At 67.3% G+C, this 18,683-nt stretch carries 18 protein-coding genes; 13 read left to right on the top strand and 5 right to left on the bottom strand.

The window, feature by feature from the left end:
* Nucleotides 1-61: 61 nt before the first annotated feature.
* Nucleotides 62-2,044: a prolyl oligopeptidase family serine peptidase gene (locus tag C1924_RS05605; protein WP_108764407.1), complete on the bottom strand. Its 1,983-nt coding sequence runs from the start codon at nucleotides 2,042-2,044 to the stop codon at nucleotides 62-64.
* A 152-nt stretch (nucleotides 2,045-2,196) separates the two neighbouring features.
* Nucleotides 2,197-2,832 carry a LysE family transporter gene (locus C1924_RS05600; RefSeq protein ID WP_108764406.1) on the bottom strand — a complete coding sequence of 212 codons (636 nt, stop codon included), beginning with the start codon at nucleotides 2,830-2,832 and terminating at the stop codon, nucleotides 2,197-2,199.
* Nucleotides 2,833-2,969: 137 nt separating this feature from the next.
* On the opposite strand from C1924_RS05600, the gene C1924_RS05595 reads away from it, so the two are divergent.
* The 4 genes from C1924_RS05595 to C1924_RS05580 all read left to right on the top strand — a co-directional run bounded on the left by C1924_RS05595 (nucleotide 2,970) and on the right by C1924_RS05580 (nucleotide 5,694).
* Nucleotides 2,970-3,875 carry a LysR family transcriptional regulator ArgP gene (locus C1924_RS05595; RefSeq protein ID WP_108764405.1) on the top strand — a complete coding sequence of 302 codons (906 nt, stop codon included), beginning with the start codon at nucleotides 2,970-2,972 and terminating at the stop codon, nucleotides 3,873-3,875.
* A 172-nt stretch (nucleotides 3,876-4,047) separates the two neighbouring features.
* On the top strand, nucleotides 4,048-4,632 hold the full coding sequence (locus C1924_RS05590) for a hypothetical protein (protein WP_108764404.1): 585 nt from the start codon (nucleotides 4,048-4,050) through the stop codon (nucleotides 4,630-4,632).
* A 59-nt stretch (nucleotides 4,633-4,691) separates the two neighbouring features.
* Nucleotides 4,692-5,138, top strand: coding sequence for a GNAT family N-acetyltransferase (locus C1924_RS05585; RefSeq protein ID WP_108764403.1), 447 nt, complete (start codon nucleotides 4,692-4,694; stop codon nucleotides 5,136-5,138).
* A 61-nt stretch (nucleotides 5,139-5,199) separates the two neighbouring features.
* Nucleotides 5,200-5,694: a hypothetical protein gene (locus tag C1924_RS05580; RefSeq protein WP_108764402.1), complete on the top strand. Its 495-nt coding sequence runs from the start codon at nucleotides 5,200-5,202 to the stop codon at nucleotides 5,692-5,694.
* 18 nt (nucleotides 5,695-5,712) lie between these two features.
* Here the strand turns inward: C1924_RS05580 and C1924_RS05575 are convergent, their stop codons facing one another.
* The 3 genes from C1924_RS05575 to C1924_RS20455 are packed head-to-tail and all read right to left on the bottom strand — an operon-like array spanning nucleotide 5,713 to nucleotide 7,809.
* Nucleotides 5,713-6,204, bottom strand: coding sequence for a hypothetical protein (locus tag C1924_RS05575; RefSeq protein WP_159094756.1), 492 nt, complete (start codon nucleotides 6,202-6,204; stop codon nucleotides 5,713-5,715).
* A gap of 16 nt (nucleotides 6,205-6,220) precedes the next feature.
* A complete protein-coding gene (locus C1924_RS05570) occupies nucleotides 6,221-6,733 on the bottom strand; it encodes a hypothetical protein (protein ID WP_159094755.1) in 513 nt (170 codons plus the stop codon).
* Nucleotides 6,718-7,809: a PAAR domain-containing protein gene (locus tag C1924_RS20455; protein WP_254051215.1), complete on the bottom strand. Its 1,092-nt coding sequence runs from the start codon at nucleotides 7,807-7,809 to the stop codon at nucleotides 6,718-6,720. The genes C1924_RS05570 and C1924_RS20455 overlap by 16 nt, the downstream gene beginning before the upstream one ends.
* Before the next feature lie 217 nt (nucleotides 7,810-8,026).
* On the opposite strand from C1924_RS20455, the gene mqo reads away from it, so the two are divergent.
* The 9 genes from mqo (at nucleotide 8,027) to mdcH (ending at nucleotide 18,654) form a co-directional block, all read left to right on the top strand.
* Entirely contained in the window at nucleotides 8,027-9,712 is a 1,686-nt protein-coding gene (gene mqo / locus C1924_RS05560; protein WP_108764399.1) for a malate dehydrogenase (quinone), read from the top strand.
* A gap of 338 nt (nucleotides 9,713-10,050) precedes the next feature.
* Nucleotides 10,051-12,246 (top strand): TonB-dependent siderophore receptor, encoded by a 2,196-nt coding sequence (locus C1924_RS05555; protein ID WP_108766978.1) that lies wholly within the window; start codon nucleotides 10,051-10,053, stop codon nucleotides 12,244-12,246.
* Between the two features lie 416 nt (nucleotides 12,247-12,662).
* Entirely contained in the window at nucleotides 12,663-14,306 is a 1,644-nt protein-coding gene (gene mdcA, locus C1924_RS05550) for a malonate decarboxylase subunit alpha (RefSeq protein WP_108764398.1), read from the top strand.
* Nucleotides 14,307-14,316: 10 nt separating this feature from the next.
* On the top strand, nucleotides 14,317-14,637 hold the full coding sequence (gene mdcC / locus C1924_RS05545) for a malonate decarboxylase acyl carrier protein (protein ID WP_108764397.1): 321 nt from the start codon (nucleotides 14,317-14,319) through the stop codon (nucleotides 14,635-14,637).
* Nucleotides 14,634-15,542 carry a biotin-independent malonate decarboxylase subunit beta gene (locus tag C1924_RS05540; protein ID WP_108764396.1) on the top strand — a complete coding sequence of 303 codons (909 nt, stop codon included), beginning with the start codon at nucleotides 14,634-14,636 and terminating at the stop codon, nucleotides 15,540-15,542. Before mdcC ends, C1924_RS05540 begins: the two co-directional genes overlap by 4 nt.
* Entirely contained in the window at nucleotides 15,539-16,249 is a 711-nt protein-coding gene (gene mdcE, locus C1924_RS05535) for a biotin-independent malonate decarboxylase subunit gamma (protein WP_108764395.1), read from the top strand. Before C1924_RS05540 ends, mdcE begins: the two co-directional genes overlap by 4 nt.
* Complete coding sequence (mdcG, locus tag C1924_RS05530; protein ID WP_108764394.1) at nucleotides 16,242-16,883, top strand: malonate decarboxylase holo-[acyl-carrier-protein] synthase; 642 nt, start codon at nucleotides 16,242-16,244, stop codon at nucleotides 16,881-16,883. The genes mdcE and mdcG overlap by 8 nt, the downstream gene beginning before the upstream one ends.
* Complete coding sequence (mdcB, locus tag C1924_RS05525; RefSeq protein WP_108764393.1) at nucleotides 16,880-17,737, top strand: triphosphoribosyl-dephospho-CoA synthase MdcB; 858 nt, start codon at nucleotides 16,880-16,882, stop codon at nucleotides 17,735-17,737. The genes mdcG and mdcB overlap by 4 nt, the downstream gene beginning before the upstream one ends.
* Nucleotides 17,734-18,654: a malonate decarboxylase subunit epsilon gene (mdcH, locus tag C1924_RS05520; RefSeq protein ID WP_108764392.1), complete on the top strand. Its 921-nt coding sequence runs from the start codon at nucleotides 17,734-17,736 to the stop codon at nucleotides 18,652-18,654. Before mdcB ends, mdcH begins: the two co-directional genes overlap by 4 nt.
* The last annotated feature ends 29 nt before the right edge of the window (nucleotides 18,655-18,683 follow it).

Raw genomic sequence — 18,683 nt, 5'->3', positions numbered from 1 at the left:
CGCCCCTTGATTGTAGGCAGGCCAATACGCGACCTGCCAGTACTCGTTCAACCCGCCGCGCTCACGGCGCCCGGCTCCCCCGCCGGGCGGGTGCCGCAACCGGGCCTGCGGTGGCGCCGCCCAGGCTGTCGGCCAGGAACGCCAGCAGATGGGTGAAGTAGTCGCGCCGGTTGGCGTCGCGGTACAGGCCATGGCCCTCATGGCGGTAATAGAGCGTCTGCACCGGTACGCCGGCCTTCTTCAGCGCTGCAGTCATGCGCTCGGTGTGCACCGGCGGCGCCCGCTGGTCGTCCCGGCCCGCCGCCAGCAGCACAGGCACCTTGACCTGTGCGGACAGATTGACCGGCGACCAGCGGGCCAGGTCATTTGCGTCACCCAACCACTCGCGCAGGTAGGTCTTGCCCGAGGTGTTGGCGCGGATATCACCGCGGACGTGCATCAGCGGCAGGTCATACACCCCGGCAAAACCTGCCGCGCAGCGGTAGAGCCCCGGCTCGCGCGCCGCCCCCATCATGGCCGCATAGGCGCCATAGCTGGCGCCGTAGATGCAGATGCGCCCGGCGTCAGCCCAGCCCTGCGCGATGGCCCAGCGCGTGGCATCGGTGACATCGTCCTGCATCGCCCGGCCCCATTGCTTCTGGCCCGCCAGCAGGTGTTCGCGGCCATAGCCGGAGGAGCCGCGGAAGTTGACCTGCAGCACGGCGTAGCCGGCTGCGGCGAGCATCTGCGTCTCGGCATCGTAGCCGCCCTTGTCGAATTCGCCGAACGGCCCACCGTGCGGCATCACCACCATCGGCAGCCCACACAGTTCGCGCCCATGGGGTACGGTCACGAAGCCACGCAGCGCACGCCCATCGCGGGCATCCAGCTGGATCGGCCGCACGCTGGCACCCTCGGCCGGGTCGATCCATTCGCTGCGGCTGATCAGGTGGCGCGCTGCCTTGCTGGTGGTGTTGTAGAGATAGACGTCGCCGGGGTTGCTGCCCGACCACGATTCGACCAGCAGGGTCTGCCCATCGTGGGTGCTGGACGTCACCACCACCGCCGCGCCCAACCCCGCCTGCAGGCTGCGGTAGAGCCGCGCTTCGGGCGATGCTTCGTCGAAGAAGCGGGTGCGCGGGGCTTCGCCCAGGAACAGTGCACCTACCGGCTGCCGGGTACCCGGTCGCAGCAGGATCTGCGCGGGGTCGAGCACGGTGTCGCGCAGTACCTCACGCCTCTCACCACTGGCGGGGTTCCAGGCAACGATGGCATCGGGGCCTTCGGCCTGTTCCACCTGCAGATACGCGACCGCACCGCTGTCATCAAATCCCAGCGCCACTTCCAGGTGGCCGCTGGCGGCCTCGTCGTTCACCAGCACCCAGGGGCTTCCCTCACCCTGCCGGTAATAGAGGCGGACCTTGTTGTCGGCGTCGCGTGCCCGTGCAAAACGCACGTTGCCCTGGTTGTCGGTGGTGAACGAGGCACCGGCCATCGGCGCCTGCGCCACTGCCGTGCGGCGGCCGGTCAGTACGTCCATGCGCTCGACCTGGGTGGAGGCGCTGCTGAAAATGGGGGTGACCGCAACCAGCACGCTGCTGTCGTCATCGCGCAGGTCGTCGGCGAGGAAAGCCATGACCGAATCGGCCGGCATCACCGATCTGTCGCGGCCGCGCCCGGGCGAACGGAAGCCCACCAGCAGCTTGCCTTCCTTGCCATCGGCGCTGACGGCGAACAGCTCGCCGGTCAGGCCCGGACGGTCCAGCGGGCCGTCGGACACGCCCAGGCCCACCAGCAAGCGGTCACGGCTGACCCAGTCGAACGTGCCGACGTGGTTGTTACGCAGCGGCCGGAAGGACCCCACCATCTGCATGTCGGCCACCCGGAACACCGCCAGCGCCGTGCCGGCTTCGACCGGCGCGGTGGCAGCCACGTATTCGCCCGTGGGTGAGATCTTGATCTCGGTGAAGACCTCTTCTTTCAGGAAGCGATCAAGATCGACCGTCGCTGCGGCAGCCGGCATCGACGCCAGGACCAGCCAGGCGGTGAGAAACAACGTGCGCATCCATCCCCTTTGCCGCGGACACCCTGTCCGCCTGCGGGGGATTCTAGGCAGGCGCGGCCTCCGACCGCCAGCACCCCATAAAAGAGCGGCGGCACCGTTACCGATGCCGCCGCAGCCACGACCTTGGAGAGAGTGTGGTGTGGGTGAAGCGCTCAGTGCACCCCGCGGATGGCCAGGGTGAGCGCCAGGATGCTGAGGATGACGGCGATGGTGCCGTCGAGCACGCGCCAGGTGCTGGGCTTGGTGAACAGCGGCGCCAGCAGGCGGGCTCCCAGGCCCTGCGCGGTCAGCCACAGGCAGCTGGCGGTGACCACACCGGCGGCGAACGCCATGCGTGCATTGCCGAAGTTCTCGGCAATCGAACCGATCACCATCATGTCCAGCCAGAAATGCGGGTTGATGAGCGAGAAGCCCACGGCGGCCAGCAGCACCGCACGGCGGCTGCCGTCATCGCTGTCGGCCTCGCCCATGCCACCGCCACCGGCGAAGGCACGGCGCGCGGACTTCATCGCATACCAGGCCAGGAAGGCCACGCCGGTCCACAGTACGGCGCTGGTGAGCCACGGCAGCGCCGAGGTAAGCGTGCGCAGGCCGGCCACGCTGGCGAAGATGAAGATCGCATCGATGGCCGCGCAGGTGGCGACCACCGGCACGATGTGCTTGCGCAGGATGCCCTGGCGCAGGATGAAGGCGCTCTGGGCACCGACCACGGCGAACAGGCCGACGCCGGTAGCGGCACCAGAGAACCAGGCACCGAGGCCGGTGCTGGCGGAGATGACCGAGAACATGGGATTCACTGCCTTGTCTTGCTGGGGGGACGGTGCCTCGCGAAGGCGGACAGCACCGGAACGGGCGCCATTGTCGCGCCGCAACATTCAAAAGACGAGCTAAACTTCCTAAACCAACATTAGCGGAGCTTAATTCGATGCGCATCGATCATGCCCAGCTGCGGGCCCTGGCGGCGGTCATCCGCGAGGGCAGCTTCGACCGTGCGGCGCAGTCGCTCAATGTCACCCCGTCGGCCATCTCGCAGCGGGTGAAGGCGTTGGAGGACCGGATTGGCCGCCTGCTTGTCAAGCGCGGCACACCGGCCACCGCCACCGCCGAGGGCCAGCTGCTGGTGCAGCTGGCTGAACAGACCGCACTGCTGGAACACGACGCGCTGCATCGCATGGGGCTGGCCGATGAGGACCTGCCCCAGGCCAGCATCCCCGTGGCAGTGAACCATGACAGCCTGGAAACCTGGTTTCCGCAGGCCGCGCAGCAGTTCGCGCAGAACACCGGCACCACCCTGGACCTGCGCGTGGAGGACCAAGACCACACCGTGGAGCTGCTGCGCCAGGGCACTGTGCTGGGCGCCGTGACCACGCTGGATGAGCCGGTGCAGGGTTGCCAGATCCATGCGCTGGGCAGCATCCGCTACGCGGCCACCTGCACCCCGGAGTTCCGCGAGCGCCACTTCGCCAAAGGGGTGACGGCGCAGGCGCTGGCGCAGGCGCCGGTACTGGTGTTCAACCGCAAGGACGACATGCAGTCGCGCTTCGCCCGGCGGATGGCGGGGGATGAACTGCCCAGCACGGCGCCGACCTGGTGGATTCCCTCCACCCGGGCCTTCGTGCAGGCCAACCTGGGCGGCCTGGGCTGGACGATGAACCCGCTGCCGCTGGTGAAGCGGCACCTGGATGCGGGGCGACTGGTGTACGTACGGCAGCGGGCATGGGAGGACGTGCCGCTGTACTGGCAGCACTGGAAGGGGGATGTGCAGACGATGGCGCTGCTGACCGAAGCGGTGCTGGAGGCTTCCAGCACGCTGGTCCGGCGCAAGCGGTAGTGCCGGCCGCTGGTCGGCATGCTGCGGCTGGTAGGTGCCGGCCGCTGGTCGGCATGCTGCAATTGGTGGATGCCGACCGTTGGTCGGCATGGGGTCCCATCCCATTCCGCCGCAATGGGATGACACCCCATTTCCATGCCAGCATCACGGCAACCGTTGAGGGGGCTGAGTCATGCAGACAGACCCGGTATTCCTGCATATCCGCGTGGTGATGGGCATCATCCTGGGCCTGTCGATCACCACGCTGCTGAAGGGGGTGGCGCAGATCATCGAGCACCCGCAGCGGCGCGGCTGTTCGGCGCTGCATCTGTGCTGGGTGGCATGGACGCTGGTTTCGCTGGTCACCTTCTGGTGGTGGGAATTCCGCCTGATCGAGGTGCACCGCTGGACGTTTGAAACCTACCTGTTCGTGATCGGGTACTGCGCCATGTGGTTCCTGCTGTGCGCGCTGCTGTTTCCTGATGATCTTCGTGAGTACCGCAGTTACGGCACCTATCTGATGCAGCGCCGGCGCTGGATCTTCGGCGTGATCGCGGCGTTGACGCTGCTGGATCTGGTGGATACCGCGATCAAGGGACGAAGCCGCTGGCAGCTGCTGGGCGAAGCCTACCCGCTGCACACGGCCCTGATGCTGGCGATCTGCGTGCTGGGATGGCACCTGCGCACGGCGCGCGCGCAAGGCGTGCTCGCCGGAGTGGCACTGGCCTACCAAGTGGGCTATTTCGCCGCGGAATACTTCACAATCGGCAGTGACTGAATGGCTCCGCCTGGCACCGCCCGGCGCTACCGGTTCCGCACCACGCACAAGGACGCTGCATGCCCATCCACTACCGCCCTGCACTACCCGCTGATGCGGCCGCCTGCATCGATCTGCGCGGGCGCACCCGAGAAAACGCCTTCAGTGCCGCGCAGCTGGCCGAACTGGGCATCACCGTGGACAGCTGGGCGGCCGGCATCGCCGAGGGTGATTTCATCGGCCGCATCGCCGAAGACGACGGCACCCTGGTCGGCTACGGCTTCGCCGACCGCGACAGTGGCGAGGTGCTGGTGCTGGCCGTGCTGCCGGACCACGAAGGCCAGGGTATCGGCCAACGACTGTTGCAGGAGGTGATCGCGCTGGCCCGCGCGGCCGGGCATGCACGCCTGTTCCTGGCCTGCTCGGCCGATCCGCGATCCCGCTCGCATGGTTTCTACCGCCACCTGGGCTGGCGGCCGACCGGCGAGGTGGACGAAGCCGGCGACGAGATTCTTGAACTGCGCTGAGTACCGGCCCGCTGATGCTGTCGCTTGGGCTGCCGGGCCCGGAGAACAGCAAGGAGACAACATGTACCGCCACGTGATCTCATTGATCGCTGCCGTTGCTGCCACCACGCTGCCGGCGTACGGCAAAGAACCGCTGTCCGGGATCGAACTTCATGCGCGCTGCGTGGACGATACCCAGTGCCGTTTTCGTGGCGACACGCTCGTTGTGGAGCTGGAACTCCGCAATGCAGGCAGCGAGCCTGCGAGGCTTCCCCTGGAATACATCCGCAGCCGCGGACCCTCGGTGAAGGTGAAGGACAACCGATCTGGAAAGGTGACTGCCCTGCGCTCAGGCATGGCCCCGGCAACACTATTGGACCAGATGCAGGAACTGCAGGCGGGCCGCTCCCTGCGCATCGGCTTTCCGATCAAACCGCAGGAACTTGCACGGTCCGCACTGCGCCCGATGGATGTGACACTGCAGTTCTCGGTCAATCTAAAGCCGGGTGCAACTGGCGCCGAGGCGCAGGTGGTCCAGGCAGAGTTGAACGTGATCGATGCCGAACCGGCGGGATGATGTCCTGGGGACGCCAACTCAGCGCGGCGCACTGCCAGCAGGGTCGGTGATACGCAGTTCGCTGCTGACGACGCGTGCCTGCCCACCACGTACACCCGGCGCCAGGTTGACGCTGAATACCGCCGATACGTCGATCGGGCGACGGTCGAAATGGCTGATCTCCGTCGGCAGGATGCGCCAGGGAAACCGGAAGGACTGCCCAGGTCGCAGCGTCTGCAGTGACTTCAGCAGACGCGCATCCGGCGGATTGATGGCCAGCGATGTTTCCTTGCCCGAATGACGGTCCACCAGCTTCACGCTGGGCCCACGCCGGCGATAGAACTCGGCCGGCACCTGCACGTCCTCACTCCCGGCATTGCGCAGTTCCAGCTCCACCCGGATATCTTCACCGAGGAAGTGGCAGGGGGCATTGTCGATGCAGCGCGCGCGGAGTTCGAGTCCGTGGAACGTTTCCTGCCCGGATACAGCTGGAGGCATGGCGAGTGCGAGGGCGATCATGAGACGGGGCATGTGATCTCCCTGACGTTTACTTGCCGGCTTGGCGATCCTCCGGCTGCTGCGCGATACGGACCCGGCTTTTCACCAGTTCCATTTCTTCGCGCGGCTTCTGCGGCACCAGGTTGAGGGAGAACTCGACGCTTACATCGATCGGGTGAAGAGCGAACGACTGCAGCAGCTCCGGCATGACCGATCGGGTCATCCGGATGGACTGACCCGGCGCGAGCGCTTCCAGTTCGTTGACCAGAGATCGGTCCGGGTGAGGCGTGCGCAGCCAGGTCGATTTGCCGGAGTGGTTGTCCATCACCTGGACGCGGGGCCCCATGCGATGCAGGTATCGGATGGGCAGCTGCACGCTCTCCCGTCCATCATTGCGCAGTTCGAGTTCGACCACGATCTCCTCGCCAGTGAAACGGCAGGTGGGGTTGTCGATGCAGCGGGCATTGAGAACGATCATCGCAGGCGGCTCACTGTCAGTTGCGGTAGCTTGGGGTACGGCGAAGAAAACAAGGAGTGGAGCAAGGGTCAGATAATGTCGCATGTGATCTCCCGGCCGATTTCGCGGGTCAACAGCTCCCGTACCTCCAGCGCCACGGACCAAGCATGGAAGGGCCTGATCACTTCGCTGGACGACATGATGGTCTCATCCTCGCCCGGATCGTCTTCAGCCGGCAAGGCGACGATCTTGTTGGCATCCAAGCTGCCATCGGGGCGAACGTACTGCACATTCCATGTCTCTGGCGCGTAGGAATACTCATCAGGCAGGCCAACGCAATGGCCGAACTCATGGGCGAACGTGAGCAGATCCGTCGCGATGGACACATCCACTACGGGATAGTCGAGCTGCTCCCGATCAAAGCGGGTATGCACACGCACCGTGTAGTCGTGCGAAGGCGCATCCCATTCCACTGCATAGCGGATGGGGAAGGTACGGATTCCGCACAGGGGATCATTCACCGACAGCCGCAGCTTGCCGTTCCAGTGCCTGTCGATGCCTTCCTGCATCTGCCGCTTGGCGGCTTCCAACTGCGCGCTGCTGACACCCGGCTGCGCAACTGCTCGGGCCCGGATGAATACGAGGGCATCCCCTTCCGACTTGAGGGGTACCTGAATCCGGAAGGTTACCCTCGAGATCAGCGGGACGCGTGTGCCGTCCAGCTCGGTGGTCTGGTAATAGCGCCCGTCGATATCGCGGTCGACCAGAACCTCATGATCACGCACCCAGCACTGCGGTGCCTCGGTGCCTGGCGGCGCAAAACCCGGCGTCCTCAGCTCCGGCTTCTTCAGCAACACCTTTGCGACCGAAGCAACTGCGCCAAGTGCGGCCATCGCCTTTCCACCCGCACCGCCACCACCGCCACCACCCACAACATGCGCACGCTGCTGCTGGCCAGCCATCAGGGCGCAGCCGCAGCTGGCCTTGTCGCCCTCGCGCGCGACCGGCTGGCCGTCGATGACCAGGCTGGCATCGCCGCTGACGATGGAACCGGGCCCGTGGCGGGCACAGATGACCCGGTCGCCCACGCGGGCTACCGCGCGACCTTCGATATCGGTGTGGGGGGAACCTGAAAGAACCGAGCCGCCCGTCTGCAGGGCGTCGCCAACTACGATGAGCATCCGTGACATCGGTGCGCGGCCCCTCCATGGCCGGTCGTTGCGGGGTATCAGCCCACTAGTGTAGCGCCGCAGGCCTGCGAGCGGGATGGTGCATCGCACCAAAACAAGACCATAAAGGGTTAGAATCGCGCCAGGATGCTGCAAGGCTTTGTTTCTTCACGCCATTTGCCGTTCAGGCGCGCATCCTGACCCCCTCCCCACGCCCCAAGTCATTCCCATGAAGAAATTTGGCAAGGCTCTTCTCGCCCTGCTCGTGCTGGTGCTGCTGGCCGCCGCGCTGTTCCTGTACTGGCCGCTGACCCAGCGCTCGGTGCCCGCCGCCAGCAACGACAAGCCGGTCGACGTCGTTCTGGTCGGCGCCGGCATCATGAGCATCACCCTGGCCACTTACCTGCAGGAGCTGCAGCCGGACTGGAACATCCAGGTCTACGAGCGGTTGGACACTGTGGCCGGCGAAAGTTCGGACGGCTGGAACAACGCCGGCACCGGGCATTCGGCATTCGCCGAGCTGAACTACACCCCGGAACTGCCCGACGGCAGCATCGAGACCAAGCGCGCGGTCGGCATTGCCGAATCGTTCGAGGTCTCGCGCCAGTTCTGGTCGCACCAGGTGAAGGAAGGCCGGCTGAGCCAGCCGAGCGACTTCATCAACCCGACTCCGCACATGAGCTTCGTCTGGGGCGACGACAACATCGCCTACCTGCACAAGCGCCAGCAGGCCCTGGTGAAGAATCCGCTGTTCTACGGCATGCAGTACTCGGAGGATCCGGCGCAGATCAAGCAGTGGGCACCGCTGCTGATGGAAGGCCGCGACCCGAAGCAGAAGGTCGCTGCGACCTGGATGCCGCTGGGTACCGACGTCAATTTCGGCGTCATCACCCGCCAGCTGGCCGCCGGCCTGCAGCGCAGCCCGAATTTCGGCCTGCACCTCAACCATGAAGTGCGCGCGCTCCGGCAGAACGCTGACAAGAGCTGGAACGTGACGGTGAAGGACCTCAAGGCCGGCACCGAAACCACCACCCACGCCCGCTTCGTGTTCATCGGTGCCGGTGGTGCTGCGCTGAAGCTGCTGCAGATGTCGGGCATTCCCGAATCGAAGGATTACGCCGGTTTCCCGGTGGGCGGCCAGTTCCTGGCCTTCCAGGGCGCGGACGTGACCTCGCGCCACCACGTGAAGGCCTACGGCATGGCCGAAACCGGTTCGCCGCCGATGTCGGTGCCGCACCTGGATGCGCGCAAGCTGGACGGCAAGCCGGTGATCCTGTTCGGGCCGTTCGCGCTGTACAGCACCAAGTTCCTCAAGCACGGCTCGTGGTGGGACCTGTATTCCTCGGTCAACCACAACAACGTCGGCCCGATGCTGGAAGTGGGCAAGGACAACCTGGACCTGGTGCAGTACCTGATGGCCCAGGCGCGCCTGAACGACGCCGACCGCCAGGCCGAGCTGGTGAAGTACTTCCCCAACGCCAAGCCGGGTGACTGGAAGCTGGTGACCGCCGGCCAGCGCGTGCAGATCATCAAGCGTGACCCGCTGAAGGGCCCGGTGCTGCAGTTCGGCACCGAGATCGTGACCGACAAGGACCACACCCTGGCCGCGCTGCTGGGTGCTTCGCCGGGTGCCTCGACCTCGCCGCCGATCATGCTGGACCTGATGGCCAAGGCCTTCCCGGAGCAGATGAAGGCCGGCTGGGAAGCCCGCCTGCGCCAGATCGTGCCGTCGTACGGCCAGAAGCTCAACGAGAGCCCGGCGTTGACCAACCAGGTCCGTACGCTCACCAGCCAGACCCTGCACCTGCCCTACCTGGAGGTGCCGGCTGAAGGCGCGACAGTAGAGAACGCTGCAACGCCTGCCCCGGCCCCGCCGGAAAAGCGCAACGCCAACGAAGAGCTGCAGGCGCTGTAAGCCCGCTCGCTCTGCAGGACGCACGGACGGCCACCTTCGGGTGGCCGTTCTTGCTTGTGGCGTCCCCGCAGCTGGGGGCAGAGCCCTTTGCGGAGCAAAGGGATCCGACCCCGGGGTCGGATCCCTGCGCCGCAGGCGGAGGGCTCTGATCCCTTGCCGGTCCGCAGACACTATTTCCCGGTGTCACGAATTGTAATGTTGTTAAGAACGATTTACATTTGCGTCCCGCACGACGCCCGCATGCCTCCCAGATGGATCTGAGCCCACCCGACGCAGCCGCCCGGGTGCTGGCCGACGGCTGCCGCTCCCACCCCCTCTTCCATCTCGCCGAGCCCTCCATGTCCCTGCCTGCCCGTTCCCCCCTGCCCCGCCGTGCGCTGCTGCCGGCCGCCCTGCTGTCCTGCCTGGCCATGGCCGCGCCCGCCGCATCGGCCGCCGAAGCCGCTGCCGACGCCAGCGACGCCAAGACCCTGGACCGGGTGAGCGTGCGCGCCGAACAGACCGCGGCCCCGTCGAGCACGACCCGCCTGCCGATCACCCTGCAGGAAACCCCGCAGTCGTCCAGCGTGATCAGCCTGCAGCGCCTGCAGGACGAATCGCTGTTCAGCATCAACGATGTGATGCGCAACGTCACCGGCGTCAGCGTGTCCTTCTATGACACCCAGCGCCCGCTCTACTACGCGCGTGGTTTTGCCATCACCGATTTCCAGGTGGACGGCATTCCCACCTACAGCGGTTCGACCAACCAGGAATACGACACCGCCTTCTACGACCGCGTGGAAGTGATCCGCGGTGCCAATGGCCTGCTCAGCGGCGCTGGCGTGCCCTCGGCCACGGTCAACCTGCTGCGCAAGCGCCCGGGCAAGGAATTCGACGCTTCGTTCTCGGTCAGCGCCGGCAGCTGGGACTACCGCCGCATGGAAGCGGACGTGACCGCGCCGCTGACCGCCGATGGCCGCTTCCGCAGCCGCGTGGTGGCCGCCTACACCGATCGTGATTTCTATTACGACCGCTACAAGGAAAACAAGATGGCCGGCATGGCCGTGCTGGAAGGCGACGTGACCGACAGCACCACGGTCACGGTGGGCTACCAGACCCAGGACAACAACCCGGTGGGTTCGACCTGGGGCACCGTGCCGTTCTTCGACAGCCAGGGCAATTTCGCCCACCTGCCGCGCTCGACCAACCTGTCGCCGAAGTGGAGTTACTGGCAGCGCGAGACCAGCACCGTGTTCGCCAACCTGGAACAGCGTTTCGGTGACGACTGGCTGCTGAAGATCAACACCTCCTACACCCGCGGCAACGTGCAGAACGTGCGCCTGTACGGCACTGGCAACCCGAACCCGGTCACCGGCTCGGGCATCTTCCTGCGCGCTGCAGCCGGCGATGCGGAAGACACCCGCCGCAACGTGGACGCCTACCTGACCGGCACCTTCAGCCTGTGGGGCCAGGAACACGACGTGACCCTGGGCACGCAGTGGTCGGACCTGGAAGGCACGACCAACACCACCACGCTGAACTTCCCGACCGACTGGGCGCGCTGTGGCAATGAACGCTGCTACTACATTCCCAATGTCTACGACTGGAACGGCGACATTTCCGAGGTGACCTACACCCGTACCGGTGCGCGCCGCGTGGCCAAGACCACCCAGAGTGGCGTGTACCTGGCAACCCGCCTGCGCCTGGCCGACCCGCTGGCACTGATCGCCGGTGCGCGCCTGAGCCGCTGGGAAACCCGCACCCGCGCCTACAACGCAGCCGGTGCCTATACCGCCACCAGCGGTGCGTACAAGGTCAGTGATGAAGTCACCCCGTACGTGGGCCTGGTCTACGACATCACGCCGGCCGTTTCGGTCTACGCCAGCTACACCGAAATCTTCAACCCGCAGAACTACAAGGACAAGAACGAGAACCTGCTGGCGCCGGTGCAGGGCTCGAACGTGGAAGCGGGCATCAAGACGCAGTGGTTCGACGGTCGCCTGACCGCCAATGCCGCCGTGTTTGAAGCCAAGCAGGACAACTACGCCGTGCGTGACATGAGCGTGCCGGATGGTTCGCTCAGCGATGGCAGCTCGGCCTACATCGGCGTCAACGGCACCAAGGCACGTGGCTGGGAGATGGACATCAACGGCGAGATCCTGCCGGGCTGGACGGTCAACGCCGGCTACACGCACGTCAAGGTGACCCGCGCGGCGACCGACCTGCTGTACGCCAACCCGGCCGAAGATCTGCTGCAGTTGAACACCCAGGTGCGCCTGCCCGGCGTGCTGGACCGCCTGAGCGTCGGCGCGGGCGTGCAGTGGCAGAGCAAGGTGCAGGGCTACAACATCCCCTACCCGCTGGGCGGCACGGTGACGGTGAACCAGCCGGCCTACGCGCTGGTGCAGTTCAACGCCAACTACCGCATCACCGACAACTGGACCGCGACGCTGAGCGTGCGCAACGCCCTGGACAAGACCTACTGGGCCAACCTGGACTACAACAACTACGGCGAACCGCGCTTCGTGGCCACCAGCCTGCGCTGGAAGTTCTAAGCCACCAGTAAACCGGTGCCCGGGGTCGGATCCCTTTCCGCAGGAAAGGGCTCTGACCCCATCCGCCGCCTGGGAAGCCGGTGGGTGCCGACCGTTGGTCGGCACGCGGGGTCGGATCCCTTTCCGCAGGAAAGGGCTCTGACCCCATCCGCCGCCTGGGAAGCCGGTGGGTGCCGACCGTTGGTCGGTAAGCGGGGTCGGATCCCTTTCCGCAGGAAAGGGCTCTGACCCCATCCGCCGCCTGGGAAGCCGGTGGGTGCCGACCGTTGGTCGGCACGCCCTTCGCCACGACCCTGATCGTCGCCTACCTGAATGGGCCCGCCTGAGCGCGGGCCCTTTCTTTTTGCTGCACTGCGGGTTGCACACCCCTCCATAATTATGCCGTAATTATTTCAACGCCATCTGGAAGCCGGTCGATGAACCCGAGCTGGGACACGCTGGAACGCAGCCGCCAGGCCCGTCTGCAACGCGCCGCGCCATGGGCCAAGGGCCACCTGGTCGCGGCCACCGACGTTGCCGAACTGCTGCACGCGCTGCTGGAGCCGGGCGACAAGGTCTGCCTGGAAGGCAACAACCAGAAGCAGGCCGATTTCCTGGCCCAGGCCCTGGCCGACCTCGACCCGACGCGCGTGCACGACCTGCACATGGTGCAGTCGGTGCTGTCCCTGCCCTCGCACCTGGACGTATTCGAGCGCGGCATCGCCTCGAAGCTGGATTTCTCGTTCTCCGGCCCGCAGTCGGTGCGTCTGGCCAACCTGGTGGCCGAAGGACGTATCCAGATCGGCGCCATCCATACCTACCTGGAACTGTTCGGCCGCTACTTCATCGACCTCACCCCGCGCGTGGCGCTGGTCGCCGCGCAGGCCGCCGACCGCCACGGCAACCTCTACACCGGGCCGAACACCGAAGACACCCCGGTGATCGTCGAAGCCACCGCGTTCGGCGGTGGCATCGTCATCGCCCAGGTCAACGAAATCGTCGACACCCTCCCCCGCGTCGATATCCCCGCTGACTGGGTCAACTTCGTAGTGCAGGCGCCGCGCCCGAACCATATCGAGCCGCTGTTCACCCGCGACCCGGCACAGATTTCCGAAATCCAGGTGCTGATGGCGATGATGGCCATCAAGGGCATCTACGCCGAATACGGTGTGAACCGCCTCAACCACGGCATCGGCTTCGACACCGCAGCCATCGAGCTGCTGCTGCCTACTTACGCCGAATCGCTGGGGTTGAAAGGAAAAATCTGCCAGCACTGGGCGTTGAACCCGCACCCGGCCCTCATTCCCGCCATCGAATCGGGCTTCGTCAAATCGGTGCATTCGTTCGGTTCGGAACTGGGCATGGAGAAATACATCGCCGCCCGTGGCGATGTCTTCTTCACCGGCGCCGATGGCTCGATGCGCTCCAACCGCGCGTTCTCGCAGACCGCCGGCCTGTATGCCTGTGACATGTTCATCGGTTCCACCCTGCAGATCGACCTGCAGGGCAACAGCTCCACCGCCACCCGCGACCGCATCGCCGGCTTCGGTGGTGCACCGAACATGGGTTCCGATGCCCGCGGCCGCCGCCACGCCAGCGACGCGTGGATCAAGGCCGGCCAGCAGGCCGCACGCCCCGGCGAGATGCCACGCGGGCGCAAGCTGGTGGTGCAGATGGTGGAAACGTTCCGCGAGCACATGGCGCCGGCCTTCGTCGAACGCCTTGACGCCTGGGAACTGGCCGAGCGCGCCAACATGCCACTGCCGCCGGTCATGATCTACGGCGATGACGTCAGCCACGTACTCACCGAAGAAGGCATCGCCAACCTGCTGCTGTGCCGCACCCCGGAAGAACGCGAACAGGCGATCCGCGGCGTTTCCGGTTACACCGCCGTGGGCCTGGCCCGCGACCGCGCGATGGTGGAAAACCTGCGCGACCGCGGGGTGATCCGTCGCCCGGAAGACCTGGGCATCTCGCCACGCGATGCCAGCCGCGATCTGCTGGCCGCGCGTTCGGTGAAGGACCTGGTGCGCTGGTCCGGCGGCCTGTACGACCCGCCCAAGCGCTTCCGCAACTGGTAAGGGACAGAGCATGGAAACCCTCGACTATCGATTCGACGGCCGTACCGCCGTGCAGTTCCCGCACGACGCGGTGCTGGTGGGCGTACTCGCCTCGGGCAACCTGGAAATCCTGCTGGAGCCGGCCGCACAGGACGGCGCGATGACGGTGCGCATCATCACCGCCGCGCAGGGCTTCGGCACCATCTGGCAGGCGGTCATCGCAGACTTCGCGCAGCGCCATCCGCTGCGCGATGTGCGCGTGTCGATCAACGATGCCGGTGCGACCCCGGCCGTGGTCAGCCTGCGCCTGGACCAGGCCGTGGAAACCCTGCTGGCCGGAGGCACCCCATGAGCCACGTACAGCGCCACAGCTTCTACGAAGCGGATGCACGCGCGCGCATTGCCGGGCTGGTCGACGCCGGTTCGTTCCACGAATTCCTCGGCCCCGCACAGCGGGTCATGAGCCCGCATCTGGCCCAGTTGGACCAGCCGGCCGCCTTCGACGATGGCATCGTCGTCGGCGAAGCCACGCTGCAGGGCAGACGCGTGCTGCTGGCCGCACAACAGGGTGAATTCATGGGCGGCGGCGTGGGCGAAGTGCACGGCGCCAAGCTGACCGGCCTGCTGCGTCGCGCTGCGGAAACCCGCCCCGACGGCGTACTGCTGCTGCTCGATACCGGCGGCGTACGCCTGCATGAAGCCAACGCCGGGCTGATCGCCATTTCCGAAATCATGCGTGCCACCTTGGGCGCACGCGCGGCCGGCGTGCCGGTCGTCGCGCTGATCGGCAGCGGCAACGGTGCCTTCGGCGGCATGGGCATCGTCGCCCGCTGCTGCACCACGGTCATCATGTCCGAAGAAGGCCGGCTGTCGTTGTCCGGGCCGGAAGTGATCGAGACCGTGCGCGGCGTGGAGGAGTTCGACGCGCGCGACCGCGCCCTGGTGTGGCGCGTGACCGGCGGCAAGCACCGCTATCTGATCGACCAGGCGCAGGTGCTGGTACCCGATGCCATCGATGCGTTCGCCCGCGCGGCCGCCGAGGCGCTGCAGGCCGACGCCACCAGCACCGATACCGACGCTGCCTTGAGCGTCCTGCAGGCGCGCCACGCCGCATTGACGGCGCGCGCACAAGCCTGGGGCGAGTGCCGCGACGGGCTGGAGATCTGGGCCCGCCAAGGCATTGCCGATCCGGAGCGCCTGCCACTGCTGGATACCGACGCCTTCCTCGCTGCCACCGCCGACCGGAGCCTGCCATGAGCGCACCGCTGCAGACCCTGCTCGACGCCCTGTTTCCCCGCGGACATCGCATCGACATCCGTGATTCGGTGCTGACCGGCACGGCCACCACCGAGGATGGCGAGGTGACGGTCATCGGCACCACCGACCGCATTGAAGTGGGCGTGGACCATGCGCTGGCGCTGGCTGAAACCGTGCTCGCCAGCACCGCCACGCATCCGCAGCGGCCCATCGTGATGCTGGCCGACACTGCGGGCCAGCGCCTGGCGCGCCGCGATGAACTGCTGGGCATCAATGGTTACTTCGCCCATCTCGCGCAGACCATCGACCTGGCCCGCCGCCGTGGCGCACGCCTGGTCACCCTGGTCTATGGCGAATCGGTGAGTGGCGGCTTCCTGTCCTTCGGCCTGATGGCCGACCACATCCATGCCCTGCCCGATGCGCAGGTGCGGGTGATGGACCTGCGCGCGATGGCAAGGGTGACCAAGCAACCGCTGGAAAAACTGCAGGCGCTGAGCCAGAGCTCGCCGGTGTTCGCGCCGGGCGTGGCCAACTACGTGGCGATGGGCGCGGTGGAATCGCTGTGGGAGGGCGACCTTGCCCAGCACCTGCTGCAGGCCCTGCGCACGCCCAGCGAGGGTGACCTGCGCGCCGCACGGGGTGCACAGCGCGGTGGCCGCGCCCTCGCTGCGGATGTCGCCACCAAGGTGGCGCACGGCGATGCCTGACCGGCCCGCCCGCCACACGCTGGTCTGGCTTTCGGCGCATGCCGATTGGCGGGCCGACGTGGCCGCGCACGAACCACGCCTGGCGGCATGGTTCGCGCAGGGCCTGCCGGCCATGGTGGCCCGGCGTGCGGTGGATGATCCCGATCCGCGCCTGCGCCTGGGGGTGCCGCTGCCGCCGGGCGAAGGCAAGCAGCGCCTGGCCCTGCGCGTGCCGCTGCGCGACGTGCTGCGCCAGCAGCTGCCTCCCGCCCTGGAAAACGTACTTGATGCCGGAGTTGCCAGCGACTGGCAGGCCGCCCTGCACGCGCTGGCGCGCTTTGCGCCGGCCCGTGTGTTCGGCGCCTTCGCCTGGCAACACCTGAGCGGCCTGCCCTACGTGCACGCGGCATCGGACATCGACCTGCTGTGGCAGGTGGACACCGGCCCGCAGGCCGATGCACTGGTCGCGTGCCTGCAGCGCTGGGAGCACGAACACGGCCGTCGTGTGGATGGCGAACTGTGCCTGGCCGACGGGGGCGCCGTGAACTGGCGCGAGTACGCGGGTGGCAGCCGCCAGGTGCTGGTGAAGCGCCTGGAAGGTGCCGCGCTGGAAGCCCGCGAGCGTCTGTTCGCTGCCACCGGAGCCGCCGCATGAACGCCCTCGCGCATGCTGCCCGCCCCCTGGCACACGCCATCGACAGTGCGCGGCTGGGGCGCCTGGCCATCGCCAGCCTGCATGCCGAGCTGGCCTGTGCGCCCAAGCCGGGCCTGGTCACCCCCTTTGATACCGGCAGCCATGACGACATGGATGCCAGCACGTTCCTGCGCAGCCTGTTCGCCCTGCGCCATTACTTCACCGCCATCGCCCGTGCCGGTGCCGTGGATGCGCCCTTCGCGCAGCTGCGCACGCTGGGCATCGCCGCCGAAACCGCCATGCTGCGCGCTACCGGCGGCACCAACACCCATCGCGGCGCCATCTTCAGCCTTGGCCTGCTGGTGGCTGCCGCCGCACGCTGCCGCCGCGAGCAGGGCCGCGCGGTATCGGCCGCGCAGGTCTGCCTGGCCGTGCAGCACTGGGCCAACGACTTCGCCGCTGCGCCACTGGATGCCTCCAGCCCCGGCCAGCGCGCACGCCTGCGCCACGGCGTGCCCGGCGTGCGCGAGCAGGCCGCCGCCGGTTACCCGGTGCTGCGCGTACTGGCCGTGCCCACGCTGCGCCACGCGCTGCAGCAGGGCCTGCCGCGCGACGCGGCGATGTCCCAGACCCTGATGCAGCTGATCGCGCAGGTGGACGATCTCAACCTGCTGCATCGCGGCGGCGCCGACGGCCTGGCCTGGGCCCAGCAGCAGGCACGCGGATTCATTGCAGGCGGTGGCACCTTCGCTCCCGGCTGGGAGGCACGCCTGCACGGCATCGGCAAGGACTTCGTCGCGCGCCGGCTGAGCCCCGGTGGCAGTGCGGACCTGCTGGCCTGCAGCCACTTCCTGCTGCAGCAGGAGGCTGTATGAGCCTTGCCCTGCTCTGCCCCGGCCAGGGTGCGCAGCATGCGGGCATGTTTGATCGCATGCGCGATCTGGCTGCCGGCCGCGAAGTACTGCAGGCTGCGGGCAGCGTGCTCGGCCGTGATGTCTTCGCCGCTGCCGCCGACGAGGCGCGCTTCGACAACGCGCTTGCGCAGCCGCTGCTCTGTGCGGCCACGCTGGCGCACTGGCAGGGCCTGCGCGATGCGCTGCCGGTACCGCTGCTGGTGGCCGGGTACAGCATCGGTGAGCTGGCCGCGCATGGCATTTCCGGCGGCCTGGATGCTGCGGCCACGTTGACGCTGGCGGCACAGCGCGCGCAGCTGATGGATGCCGCCAGCCCCGCCGATGCAGGCCTGCAGGCGGTGCTGGGGCTGCAACGACACACCCTGCAACCGCTGTGCGATGCACACGGCGCGCACGTGGCCATCGCCAACGGCGCGGACCACTTCATCGTCGGCGGCACGCGCAAGGCGTTGCAGGCGCTGGCCGATGCAGCGCGCGCACAGGGCGCGGAGGTCCGTCCGCTGCCGGTGCACGTCCCTGCGCATACGCCGCTGCTGCAGGCAGCGGTGGCCCCGTTCGCCGCCGCACTCGATGCCTCGCCCCTGCAGGCGCCGCGCGTGCCGCTGCTGGCCGGCATCGATGCGCGCCCCGTGCGGGATCGCGCGGCGGCGGTGCGCACCCTGTCGGCGCAGCTGGCACAGACCATCGAGTGGGCGCAGGTGATGCGCCAGGCCTTCGAGCGCGGCGCGCGCGTGTTCCTGCAGTTGGGGCCGGGCAATGCGTTGGCGCGCATGGTCGCGCCGGCCTACCCGTGCTGCCAGGTGCGCGCGGTGGAAGAGTTCCAGAGCCTGGACGGCGCGGCGGCCTGGGTCCGCACCGCGCTGGACCGGCTGCAGTAACGGGTTCGAGCAGCACGTATCACGCATCA

Source organism: Stenotrophomonas sp. ESTM1D_MKCIP4_1 (assembly GCF_003086895.1).
In the GTDB taxonomy this organism is placed as follows: Bacteria; Pseudomonadota; Gammaproteobacteria; order Xanthomonadales; family Xanthomonadaceae; genus Stenotrophomonas.
The sequence above is the reverse complement of the archived record's forward strand: the minus strand, read 5'-3'. Positions and strand labels throughout refer to the sequence as shown.